10 protein-coding genes are annotated in these 11,937 nt (G+C 37.9%); 2 read left to right on the top strand and 8 right to left on the bottom strand.

Annotation, left to right across the window (positions count from 1 at the left end):
* From RIV7116_RS33335 to RIV7116_RS33345, 3 genes are all read right to left on the bottom strand, one after another.
* A complete protein-coding gene (locus RIV7116_RS33335) occupies nucleotides 1-1,044 on the bottom strand; it encodes a glycosyltransferase family 2 protein (RefSeq protein WP_015122764.1) in 1,044 nt (347 codons plus the stop codon).
* Between the two features lie 258 nt (nucleotides 1,045-1,302).
* Nucleotides 1,303-2,772 (bottom strand): NAD(P)/FAD-dependent oxidoreductase, encoded by a 1,470-nt coding sequence (locus RIV7116_RS33340; RefSeq protein WP_015122765.1) that lies wholly within the window; start codon nucleotides 2,770-2,772, stop codon nucleotides 1,303-1,305.
* A 42-nt stretch (nucleotides 2,773-2,814) separates the two neighbouring features.
* On the bottom strand, nucleotides 2,815-3,837 hold the full coding sequence (locus RIV7116_RS33345; RefSeq protein ID WP_015122766.1) for a glycosyltransferase family 2 protein: 1,023 nt from the start codon (nucleotides 3,835-3,837) through the stop codon (nucleotides 2,815-2,817).
* 696 nt (nucleotides 3,838-4,533) lie between these two features.
* On the opposite strand from RIV7116_RS33345, the gene RIV7116_RS33350 reads away from it, so the two are divergent.
* Nucleotides 4,534-4,971, top strand: coding sequence for a peroxiredoxin (locus RIV7116_RS33350; protein ID WP_015122767.1), 438 nt, complete (start codon nucleotides 4,534-4,536; stop codon nucleotides 4,969-4,971).
* Nucleotides 4,972-5,568: 597 nt separating this feature from the next.
* On the opposite strand, the gene RIV7116_RS33355 is transcribed toward RIV7116_RS33350, so the two are convergent.
* From RIV7116_RS33355 to RIV7116_RS33365, 3 genes are all read right to left on the bottom strand, one after another.
* Nucleotides 5,569-5,991, bottom strand: coding sequence for a hypothetical protein (locus RIV7116_RS33355; protein WP_015122769.1), 423 nt, complete (start codon nucleotides 5,989-5,991; stop codon nucleotides 5,569-5,571).
* Nucleotides 5,992-6,031: 40 nt separating this feature from the next.
* Nucleotides 6,032-6,928 carry an ABC transporter permease gene (locus tag RIV7116_RS33360; protein ID WP_015122770.1) on the bottom strand — a complete coding sequence of 299 codons (897 nt, stop codon included), beginning with the start codon at nucleotides 6,926-6,928 and terminating at the stop codon, nucleotides 6,032-6,034.
* Between the two features lie 184 nt (nucleotides 6,929-7,112).
* Nucleotides 7,113-8,132, bottom strand: coding sequence for an ABC transporter ATP-binding protein (locus RIV7116_RS33365; protein WP_015122771.1), 1,020 nt, complete (start codon nucleotides 8,130-8,132; stop codon nucleotides 7,113-7,115).
* Between the two features lie 280 nt (nucleotides 8,133-8,412).
* On the opposite strand from RIV7116_RS33365, the gene RIV7116_RS33370 reads away from it, so the two are divergent.
* Entirely contained in the window at nucleotides 8,413-9,783 is a 1,371-nt protein-coding gene (locus RIV7116_RS33370) for a tetratricopeptide repeat protein (RefSeq protein ID WP_015122772.1), read from the top strand.
* Between the two features lie 123 nt (nucleotides 9,784-9,906).
* Here the strand turns inward: RIV7116_RS33370 and def are convergent, their stop codons facing one another.
* The gene (def, locus tag RIV7116_RS33375; RefSeq protein WP_015122773.1) at nucleotides 9,907-10,440 is read right to left on the bottom strand and encodes a peptide deformylase; all 534 of its coding nucleotides are present in this window, start codon (nucleotides 10,438-10,440) and stop codon (nucleotides 9,907-9,909) included.
* A 94-nt stretch (nucleotides 10,441-10,534) separates the two neighbouring features.
* Nucleotides 10,535-11,797 (bottom strand): HhoA/HhoB/HtrA family serine endopeptidase, encoded by a 1,263-nt coding sequence (locus tag RIV7116_RS33380; protein ID WP_015122774.1) that lies wholly within the window; start codon nucleotides 11,795-11,797, stop codon nucleotides 10,535-10,537.
* Nucleotides 11,798-11,937: the final 140 nt, after the last annotated feature.

Consider the following 11,937-nt stretch of genomic DNA (forward strand, 5'->3'; position numbering starts at 1 on the left):
TTAAACTTCGGATAACTGTCGTTGCTGAGTTACGACTGCTGCAGATTTAGGCTGAAGATGTTTTTTTGCATAGACACTCGTCAGGTATCGATTAAGCAACTTTTCAATAGGTGCCAACAAACCATACATGACAACTTTATGCAGAAACTGGTTTTGGATACCCAAAGTTAAAGCACGCACAATCGGCATCAAGATTGTATCTCTACGTCTCCAGCCTAATGCTTTATATTTATGTTGAAAATATCCGTCTTCAGCTAGATTCCATTTTTGCCGCAAGCGTAAAAGACTTGCGAGTTCCCAAGCATTGCTCCAACGCAACATATAGTAATGCAAATCGCTAAATTTCAAAGGCGATGTGGGAACGTAAGTGACCTTACTTGCAGGCTCAAAATACACTGTTCTCCCGGCTTTAATAACATTCATACAAAAGTCGAGATGTTCTTTTGTATTCAGCATCTGTTCGTCAAACATTCCTAAGTGCTGGAATATTTCTGTACGAACCAGCATGACATGGAACTCGCAAAGTTCGGTTTCTGTACGCTCTAATTTGACTCGCGGATCTGTAATGTGTTTGCCTTGCTTATACATTTTTTCCCGCAACCGCCGTCTACCTTTTTGATCGACAACGATATGAGATTCACCACCGGCAAAGTGAATTTCTTGATGTAATGGTAAATATTGAAACATTAACGGGCCAACTACAGTAGCTTCTGTATCTTCGCTACAGTCAATTAAAGCTTTTAACCATCCCGCAGCAGGAATAATGTCGTTATCGACAAAAGCCACATATTTGGTATCGACTTGTGCTAACCCAATATTTCTAGCACGATTAGGAGTTAGATAATAATCGGTGCGAATCAGTTGAAAACCTTTTTCCTGAGCTTGAATTTCCAAATATTCCCGTATATTTTTCGGAGAATTTCCATCTACATATATCAGTTTGAATGGGATTTGAGTATTTTCGTAAATACTTTCTAAAGACTCGCGGGTATAGCTAAAACGTTCGCGAGGAGAAACAATAATTGTTACTTGAGGTTCGCTCATATACTATCCTTAACTTAATGACCTGGGTTGAAATTAAATAGCTACCAGCTACAAGCATTTTTTCGTTTTTTTTAACTTAATCTATACAAATAATTGGCTATAAAACCGTAATTTATGTTGATATTCGTCATGACTTAAATATTTAATATCAAAGATATAAATAAAACAAGTTGATGTAAATAAAGGTTATATATTAAAATCCTATCGGGTAAACAAATGAATTATTAGCTACTTTTATTTACATCAAGTTATTGCGACCTACTGTTTATTAGAAGCTACAGTAGTCAAATCATTATCGTCTTCCGATGGAAATTCCTTCCATTCTTCCTTGGTAAAATCTTCGTGATAAGAGCGCTCGGTATTAACTCCCCACAAATCATGCTGCTCTCCTAATAAATTTTTTGCTGCTAACAAAGCTGTAAGCATAGAGTGGTCTTGATTATTATAACGATGCATTCCATTACGACCGGTAGTTTGTAGATTTTCAAATTTCTGCAAATAATTTTGAATCACCTGCAAATGTTGACGATAATCTCGGTCGTATACTGGATAAGCTTTGGGTTGACGGATAACCACTCCATCTTCGACTACTGCACCTTTAGCTAATCCCAAAGTTTCTAATTCTTTAGTCGCTAGCTCAATTAGTTCTTCATCCGTCTTTGACCATAAATAATCGCCAATATTGGCAAAATATTCCATACCCAAACAAGTCTTATTTGCATCGGGAACCATTGCAGGACTCCAATTCTTGAAATTCTGAATTCGTCCAACTCTCACCTCGGGAGAGTGGATGTAAATCCAGTTATCTGGGAATAAATCTGGTGCATCTATAATCAACGACACAATCAGAAAATCACGATATCTTAGACCATTTGCAGCTTCCACTATCTCGGTTGGTAGTGCAGGGTTCATTTTCTGAATTAACTTATTCAGAGGCATACTAGATATAAAATTATCGGCTTCAAATTGAATCAAATTATCATCGCGTTCGGCAATAATCTGATTAATACGCCAATTTTGACGTTCCATACCAAGTACTTTGGTATTCATATGCACCTCACCCCCGGCTGCTTCTATTTTCTCTGCAAAGCGCTCCCACATCATTCCCGGTCCTAATCTGGGGTAATCAAATTCTTTAATTAAGGTTTTGGTGTCGTTCTTACCGATGAATGCATTCAATAGTGCTGTTTTTACAGACAAACCTTTGATTCGCTGAGCAGCCCATTCTGCTTGAATCTGATTACAGGGAATACCCCAAACTTTTTCGGTATAGGTTTTGAAAAATGTTTTATATAGACGTTCTCCAAAGCGGTTTGTTACCCACTGCTCCAAATTCTCTTCCACGGGCAACGGTTCCCGCTTTGCTTGCAAATAAGACCAGATTATCAGAAAACTTTCTGATATACCTAACTTCCCGAGAGTATCAAATGCACTCAATGGATATTGAAAAAATTTACCTTGATAGTAAATCCGCGACATGCGCGGAGTCTTAATAAAATCATCCTCTAAAACTTCGTACCACAGGTCTTGCACTTCTGGCACTTTAGTAAAAAACCGATGACCGCCAATATCAAAGTGATACCCCTTATACTTTTCGGTTCTAGAGATTCCACCTACTTTGTCTGATTGCTCTAACACTATGGGCTTGATACCATTTTTCACTAAGTGGTAAGCAGCTGTCAGACCAGCAGGACCTGCTCCGATAACGACAACTTGATTATTGTTCATAAACTAAATAACGGGTGTGTTTGTTTTTATTGTTGCCTTCTCTCAAGTAGTGGAAGTATCTAATTTTGATAAAAACCACTCATTCCATAAATAATTGCTTGTACCAATTGCAAAAGCTAAACCGCCGTAAAAGTAATAAAAACAATGCCAAGGAATGACGCGCAATGCAAAGGTTAAACCGCGTTTTCTATAGAAAAATCGGTAAACTTCAAAATTAAGCCGTAGCACTACCAGACTCAATAGGGCGGCTATAGCTAAAAATCCCACCCACCAAAAGCTTAAAAACAAACTTGTCAACATTCCAAAGACACAGATAACACTTAAACGACTAGATACACCAAGATTCAAGTCGTTATTTAACTGGCGGTGACGTAAAATTAATTCTGTCCAAGGTAAAGCACGGTATAAAATCTCTGCTTTTGCAAGAGATAAGAAACCCCAGTTTTTTAAATGTTTAACGTGCAAATTCTTGAAAAGTCTAATTTTATAACCAGCACTCCTGATACGATATCCTAATTCAATGTCTTCTATACTCGGTCGTCGATAACTCTCATCAAATCCCCCTAAAGAGAGAAATATTTCACGACGAATAGCTCCACAAGCACCCCAAAACGTGAAGGCTTCTTCATTACCTATCTGATGAGTATAGTGGTGAAGTAGATTTTTATATTGAGACAAAAAGTTAGTTTCTCCAGGCTCATCATCATAGGAGCCAATTAAAGCAGCTAGCGATGGCTCCTGAGTAAAAGCTTTCTCAACTTGAGTAATAGCATCTGGGGAAATAACTACATCAGCATCTACAAAATACAAAATATCACCACTGGCAATACTTGCACCTAAATTTCGGGCTTTTGCTGGACCTTGATTTTCTGGCATTCTGATTACTTTAGCTCCAAACTCTGAGGCTACTAGCCAAGAACCATCAGTGTCTGCATCCGACACCACGATTATTTCATTTGGAGCAATTTCTGATTTTCTTAAACTCGACAAACATTTACGAAAGCTCTCTCCTCCATTGTGTACCGGAATGATTATTGAAATACTCACTTTGTCAGGAGTAACCATTGTTAGTTAATTCCTCATTTTGTAGGAAAATCAATGACTATCTAATTAGTTAGCTGTTAAACATTAAACTAAATTCGCTTATCCTAGATGATTTATTTTTTATCTACAAGCTATTTTTATTATTTAAAAACAGTAAGATGCTGTTCAATATTTTTCTTCGTAAAATTCACACTAATTTTATATTTATAAAGTTTTTATGAATATGAATTTGTAAAAATAAGTAAATATACTAAATAGATATAGACAAACATATTTTTCATACCAATATTTAAACTCTGTATATTTATCGCATTGCAGAAAATGGGATGAATATTATCTCTAATATCTCTAACTAACAAAATGTTGTATAAATTGAATTACTTAACAGAATAATTTTCAGTTTTACAAATATTTAATCTATCCCGAGAACGATATTATAAAAATATTTGTTAAGCAGAATATTTCCAAAAGTAAAATATATGTTCGCTCAAAATCTAAATTTTGGGAAACTTGCTTGTAATACTTTAAAAAATAGGAATTTAGTTGATAAAAAAGCTTTTTACCCAGATTTTAGACTCTGCGATCGGATTATTTTTGATTGAATCCAATTACCAGCAGACAAGTATAATTAAAAACAAAAAATAAACATTCATAAATCAGCAAGCATTTAAGATAAAATACTCATTGCAACAGATATTACTAAATTTAACTAAAGTTATGCCTCTACCAGTTGGAACCCAAGCACCTAGTTTTACAGCAAAGGATACTAACGGCAATACAGTTTCTCTATCAGATTTCAAAGGCAAGACAGTCGTTTTGTATTTCTATCCCAAAGACGATACCCCCGGATGCACCAAACAAGCCTGTAGTTTCCGAGATGCTCAACCTCAGTATCAAAGCAAAGATATTGCAGTTTTTGGTGTAAGTGCAGATGACGAAGCTTCTCACCAAGCTTTTACCCAAAAATACAACTTGAATTTCCCCTTACTAGTTGACACCGAAAAAAGTTTGATCGCAGCTTACGATGTTGATGGTGGTGGATATGCGAAGCGCGTTACCTACGTTATTGATAGTGATGGGAAGATTAGCAATGTTGACGAGAGCGTCAATACTACTACTCATGCTGAAGATGTTTTAAAATCCTTGGGATTATAGTTTTAAATTGAAAAAATGGGTTTGCTGCAAAATATGAGATGATGCTTTCACATTGTTATAGATGTAGCACTGCATCTCATAGAAATATGGATTTCAATACTACTCGGTTAAAGAATTAAACCCTATCTTTAGAGGGAGCATCCCAATGGCGGCAAAAAGCCCGCAGACTAAAAGCCTGGGGCTAATACTACCAAGCCCACCTTTGTGGGCTACTGGATTCTTAGCCCACGAAGGTGGGCTTGGTTTATGTAGCCGCACCCTTGCAGCGTGTCGGGTAAAATGTTTGTTCAAAATCGGGATGCTCCCTCTTTATATCTCCCAAACCCCTTTAAAAAGGGGAGCCACTGCGTTGCCCACAGGAAGTGCGGCTCGGTTCCCTCGGTTGTAGCAAGTGGCGTGGCTTTTATTGCCTCCTTTTAAAGCAGGGTTAGGGAGGATATACTCTTAACCGAGCAGTATTGATATGGATTTTATTTTGACTGCAAAATGTAGGTAAATATGATTCATCGTTTAATTGAGTAAAGTCAAAAAAAATGTAGAGACGCTATACATATAACGTCTCTACAAAAATAAAAAAATCGCTAATTTTTTTGACTTTTAATTGCCAGAAGCAGGTGTAGCTTGTGCCGGTGTATAAACTGGGAATACAAAATCAAACTGATTGTTTGCTGGTTGCTGCTGTTGACGTTGTTGCAGCAATTTTTGCTGTCTTTCACGAAATGAGCCTGCTGCGGAATTAATTTGCTGACGATTTTGAGAAGAAAATCCTTGCCAGTCTAAAGTACCAAGCTGCGAGCGATGAATCAAACTCATGGGGTCGAAATTACCACTTTCAGTTCCGTATAAAGAACCTGAGTCGCCCCGTTTTGTATCTAAAACATCGTTCTGATAGCTGGATGGTACGTTAACATTTTCATTCTGTTGAGCCAAGCTTGCTGAAGGCGCAATTATCAAAGCAATGCCAAGTCCAGTAAAGCTTGTAGCCACTAATTTACTTAATCGTGAAATCGATATTTTCATCAATTTTTCCCCTTTTGTGATTTCAATGAATGCTTCTATTTTACGCAAGAGTACGGCGTAGGCGGGGTTGAATGCTTAATAATGCTACAATAGCGAAGCCTAATAAAACCAGTATTGCACCACCAAAAGTGACATCACCCCAAAAAGCCTGCATAACTACACTATTTAATCCCCAACTTTGATGAGTATATAAATAGCGGATTGGTTCAATTGCATAGCTTAAAGGATTCAGGGCTGCTACAACCTGCAACCATTGAGGCATGAATGATAGGGGAGCCAAAGCCGTACTAGCAAATAATAGCGGTAAGTTAGTTACGAAAATGACAGCTATTAATTCAATATGTCCTGGCAAAGAAAAGGCTAAACCTAATGAAAGAGCCGTTACACCTAAAGCCAGTAGAAAGACTATTAAAGCAATGCTAACTAAACCTGCGGCACCGGGAATGCCAGCACCTAAAAACGATGCAGCACCTACAATTACGGCTGCTTGTAACAAAGTTTGACTGACAATAAATATTGCTGAAGCAAATACAATAGAAAAGCGCGATGCTAAAGGAGCAACTAGTAACCGATTCAAAAAGCCAAATTCTCTGTCAAACATTACGGGTAAACCAGCATTCAGCGCTCCAGCGAATGCTGTAAATACTATTATTCCAGCAGTTAAAAATTGACCGTAATTTGTAGTATTGCCGAAAATTCCTTTTGGTGCATTTTGAAACAGCGCGCCAAATAATACTAGCCACATTACCGGTTGAATAATGCTAGCTACTAAAGTCGAAGGGCGACGCTGCAACTGAATAAATAGACGACGAGTCAATGCTAAGGTTTCTTGAACTAACTCGCCAAAAGCACTTTGATTAGCATCGCTATATAGTTGTGGCGATGCAATTTGCTCTAATTTAATATCCGACTTGGAAGAAAAAACAGTACCACTCATGATAATTTGAGATTTTAGATTGTGGATTTTAGATTAAAAATTAGGAGTTAGGAGTTATGAGTTAGGAGTTATGAATTAGGAGTTAGGAGTTATAAAAAGTTTATTTTTTCCTTATCCCCTTGCCCCCTTCTCTCCCTTCTCCGTATGCCCCATGCCCCATGCCCAATTACCAATTACCTATTCGCTATTTCATACTTTGTTTCTTTTCAGCTTTCATATCTCGGGTACCTACGGCAGCTAGTTCGGCATCCATCAAAGTACGTCCTGTTGCTGCTAGATATACGTCATCCAAACTAGGGCGAGATTGAGCAATACCGAAAGTTGGTAAACCGGCATCATTTAAGGCTTGCTGTATGGTAATCAAGGCATCATTTTGCTGACTTACTACCAAATTTAATGAATTACCTTGAGCGCCATTGATAATTACTTCTTGAACAAAAGGCAAGGAAGTTAGTAAACTTTTGGCTTTTTCTGCTTCATCATCTGAAGTAAACTCGCGAATACGCAGGGTGACTCTATCTCCCCCTACTTTATCTTTTAATTGTGATGGTGTTCCTGTAGCAATTACCTCACCGCGATCTATAATTGCAACCCTATCGGCTAAAGCATCAATTTCTTCCAAATAGTGGCTAGTAATTAATACTGTAGTTCCTGCTTCTCGCAACTTCCTTAAAAATTCCCAAACTACAAAACGGCTCTCGATATCAAGCCCCGCAGTCGGTTCGTCCAACACCAATACAGTAGGTGCGTGCAGCAATCCCGCAGCTAAATCTAAACGCTTGCGTAAACCACCAGAATAAGTACCTGTTTTTTTATTCGCGTATTCTTGTAAACCAAGTAAATCTAAAACTGTATTAATCCGCTCTTTCGTCACTTTCGCAGGTATATGATAGAGCGCTGCCTGAAGTTGCAATAACTCTTTTCCAGTCAGCACTTTATCTAAAGCAACCTCTTGAGCAACATAGCCAAGACGTTTTCTTGCTTCTCTAGGGTTGTCAATTACCGAGATTCCAGAGACTTCGATTTTACCCGCATCAGGTGTAGTTAGACTACACAAAGCACGTAAAGTTGTAGTTTTCCCAGCGCCATTAGGACCTAGTAAACCAAAAATCTCTCCTGGCTCTACTTTGAAGGAGATGTTTTTTACGGCTTCAGTTGTGCCGTAGCGCTTCTTTAAATTTTCGACTAAAACGGCAGGAGCCATTGGACGTTAACTCTTAAATATACAAATCTCAACAAATTCTATCTTCATTTTAGAAGTGAAGCGGCAGTTTTGAATTCGGAATTTGGAATAGTTAGGAGTAACAAGTCGTTGAGTAGTTATTCCCTTTGTCTCATCTTACCCCCATCTAATTCATATCGTCATGTCATCTACATAAAGTAGCAACAAATGTATCAAAGCTTTGAATTAAGGTATTTATATCGATTACTTTGCGGGGTAGTAAGTGTAAAAATTAGCTTAAAAATTACGGAGATTCACCCTAATGGATGAACGCCGTCTGCAAGAGTATGTGGCTCTAATTAAAGAGCTTCTGGATTGTCCTAGTGGAGAGGAATTTGTAATCTTAAAAGCCAATGCAAAATTGGTTGATGAAGATTTAATTATGGTGATGGAACAAATAGCCATCAAAGCTGAAGAACAGGGTGCAGTTGAAACAGCTAAGTTTTTGCGAAATTTAGCTGACGATTTAAAGGGTATGTTAACACAGGCAGCTAAGACGTTTAATTCAGAAGACAACGAGCGCCCTTCTGCTTACTTGGAACTGATTGAAACCTTGATGAGTTGCCCTAGTGGAGCCGAAGCTGAAATATTGCGTAAAAATCAAGATTTAATTGATACGCAATTCATTTTGACTTTAGCCCAAGTTGCGGGAATCATGGCAGAAATCGGAGAGCAAAAAGCTTCGGAATTTCTACAAAATATTGCTAAGCCTTTAGCAAAAGGAATCAAAAATTCTTTACCTGCGGCTAAATCTTCCCAGAATTATTTAGATTTCTTAGGTGAAGTATTACGGACTATTTCCAAAACTAACGGAAACGCCAAAGTTGTATATCCTCTACTAGCTGCGAATTTAGATAAATTAAATACGCATTTTGCCCAAGTTATAGAAGATTGGGTGAAGGAAACTGTAGAGAAGGTTCAACCATCAATCACTCATAGTGTCTTAGTCGATATTGTAAATTTTAGTGTATTAATTCAACAGTTCTCCCTTGGTAACAAAGCGGATAACTTAGAAATAGCTATTAAAGGTTATCAGGTTGCATTATCCTATTTTAATCGGGATAAGTACCCCGAAGAATGGGCTGGAACTCAAAATAATCTCGGCAATGCTTTAGTTGAGCGGATTACAGGAGATGAAGCTGATAACTTGGATGAAGGCATTAAGTGTTATGAAGGGGCATTAGAGGTTTACCAGCGCGATATCTTTCCCGAAGATTGGGCTATGACTCAAAATAATTTGGGTACGGCTTATAAAAGTCGTCAAAGAGGAGATAGAGCCGAAAATCTGGAAATAGCAATTCAACACTATTTTGCCGCACTTGAAGTATATCAACGTTCGGTATTTCCGTATCAATGGGCGACAATTCAATATAACTTGGGTAATGTTTATTGCGATCGCGTCGCTGGTGACAAGTCAGAAAATGTTGAAATAGCGATATTGTCGTACAATTGTGCCCTAGAAGTGTATCAACCAGATCTAGTTCCCCAACAATGGGCAATGACTCAATATAATTTGGGTAATGCTTATAAGCAGCGTATTAGAGGCGAGAATAACGAAAACTTGCAAAAAGCTGACAAATGTTATCTAGCTGCAATGGAAGTATACAAGCGATATCGCAATCCTGAAGAATAAGTGACTCTCTTACACACACATTTAAGAAACCCGACTTGTCATTTCTCAAAGTCGGGTTTCTGTTTCTTAGTCGATTTTTTCTTGGTTAATTTTATATTTCATATTTCGTAATATTTTGCTGGATTATAGTTTATTAAACATTAAATTTTGATATTCTTGCTCTGTAGCAATATCCAAAGTGCTCTCAACTCGATCTAAAAATACCAAACCTTCAAAATGGTCGTATTCGTGCTGGAAAATACGAGCAACAAATTCCGTTAGTTCTTGATGAATTAAGTTACCATCTCTATCGGTATATGCAACCTTGATACTTCGATGTCTCGGAACTAACCCCCTAATTCCTGGAATACTCAGGCAACCTTCCCAGCCTTTAACCATTTCATCAGAACAATCAATAATTCGAGGATTAATCATTGCTGTAGGTTCCATTAAAGGAGCATTGGGATACCTGAGATTCGGACGAGAAGCAACAATAAACACTCGATAGCTTTGAGCTACTTGCGGTGCTGCAATACCAACTCCATTAGCATCTACAACTGTTTCCAGTAAATCATCAATCAGCTTTTGAATGCTTTGTTCTTGAATATTATTCACCGGTTCGGCTTTTCGCCGCAAAATCGGATTACCTAACTCAATAATTGAAAGTTTTTTAGACATAGTATCAATTGGACATTGGGTATTGAGAATTCCAAGTTAGGAGTTAATATTAAAACTTATAACTACAATTTGTCTGCTTCTCCTGTTTTAATATTTAACTACGGTTAGCTGCTGGTAAAGGTGCAGGTCTTACTGTTAAGTTTACGCTTCGTCCGTTACGTTCTACCTTTAAACTTAATGGCTGACCAATTTTACTATTTTCAACTATTTTCTGTACGTCTTCATTACGTTTCACGGACTGCTTATTAATACTGACAATAACATCCCCTGCTTTTAATCCGCCTTGAGATGCTGGGGAGCCACGCATAATGCGGATTAGCAAAACTCCTTTATCGGAAGAAATATTCGGATTTCCGATTTCGCTATTTAACTTTTCTTTAACCTCTGGTGTCAGCGTCACCATCTGAATTCCTAAATAGGGATGATCTACCCTACCTTTAGATATTAATTGCTCAGAAATTCTTTTAACTGTATTTACAGGAATGGCAAATCCTAAACCTTGAGCACCTCGAATGATCGCGGTATTCATTCCTATAACTCTTCCCTGGGCACTTAATAAAGGTCCGCCAGAATTACCGGGGTTGATTGCAGCATCGGTTTGAATGTAATCAACTCGCTTATCTGAAGCTCCAATATCGCTGCTAGAACGACCTGTAGCGCTAATAATTCCGGAAGTCACAGTGTAGTTTAAACCTAAAGGATTACCGATGGCAATTACTGCTTCTCCGGGCTGCAATCTTTCTGAGTCTCCTAAAGGAACCGTTGGTAAATTATCAGCATCAATTTTAATCACGGCAACATCTGTTACCGGGTCTTCACCTAATACTTGACCGTTAAATTTACGACCATCTTTCAATTCAACAGTTACTCTATCGGCACCGTCCACTACGTGAGCATTGGTTAATATTTCACCATTAGAACTGATAATGAATCCAGAACCGTTTCCTCGTTGCTGCCTTTCTCTAGGCTCTACTGGGACTCTACTTCCAAAAAATCTCCGAAAAAACGGGTCGTTAAATTGATCTGGAACGCGAGAAGTTACTGTCTTAGATGTATCAATACGAACTACTGCTGGTCCTACTTCTTGGACGACAGAAACCACAAAATTAGGGTCTCTTGAATTTTTAAAGATTGGAGGCGGGGCAATTTTTGCAACATTATCATCTTTTCTTTCAGCCTGAGCCGTTTGCTGCGGTGTTCTACTACCTATAATTTGACTGGGCAAAGAACAACTGCTAATTAAACCAGTGCTAATGGTAACAAAAAAAGCTAAGATAAAATTCTTTGCCCAAAGACTTTTTGTCCAGTTTTTAGTATAAATGTTACTCAAAATTAAGAATAAATCTTCTTTGTTCATGTGATTTTGTTTCTCCGTGTGAGTGCGTGAATGGTAGGATATTGCCTACTGGATGAATTCTGCGTGCGGAATTATAACGTAAAACTTTTTTGGGTTTAGATTGCCGGTAATTTCATATTTTCGGCATAGTTACTTATTTT

The sequence above is a fragment of the Rivularia sp. PCC 7116 genome (genome assembly GCF_000316665.1).
Lineage (GTDB): Bacteria > Cyanobacteriota > Cyanobacteriia > Cyanobacteriales > Nostocaceae > Rivularia.

Coding starts and splice junctions, on each gene's coding strand:
- RIV7116_RS33335 (WP_015122764.1), bottom strand. CDS start 1,044: ATGAGCGAACCTCAAGTAACAATTATTGTTTCTCCTCGCGAACGTTTT.
- RIV7116_RS33340 (WP_015122765.1), bottom strand. CDS start 2,772: ATGAACAATAATCAAGTTGTCGTTATCGGAGCAGGTCCTGCTGGTCTG.
- RIV7116_RS33345 (WP_015122766.1), bottom strand. CDS start 3,837: ATGGTTACTCCTGACAAAGTGAGTATTTCAATAATCATTCCGGTACAC.
- RIV7116_RS33350 (WP_015122767.1), top strand. CDS start 4,534: ATGCCTCTACCAGTTGGAACCCAAGCACCTAGTTTTACAGCAAAGGAT.
- RIV7116_RS33355 (WP_015122769.1), bottom strand. CDS start 5,991: ATGAAAATATCGATTTCACGATTAAGTAAATTAGTGGCTACAAGCTTT.
- RIV7116_RS33360 (WP_015122770.1), bottom strand. CDS start 6,928: ATGAGTGGTACTGTTTTTTCTTCCAAGTCGGATATTAAATTAGAGCAA.
- RIV7116_RS33365 (WP_015122771.1), bottom strand. CDS start 8,132: ATGGCTCCTGCCGTTTTAGTCGAAAATTTAAAGAAGCGCTACGGCACA.
- RIV7116_RS33370 (WP_015122772.1), top strand. CDS start 8,413: ATGGATGAACGCCGTCTGCAAGAGTATGTGGCTCTAATTAAAGAGCTT.
- def (WP_015122773.1), bottom strand. CDS start 10,440: ATGTCTAAAAAACTTTCAATTATTGAGTTAGGTAATCCGATTTTGCGG.
- RIV7116_RS33380 (WP_015122774.1), bottom strand. CDS start 11,797: ATGAACAAAGAAGATTTATTCTTAATTTTGAGTAACATTTATACTAAA.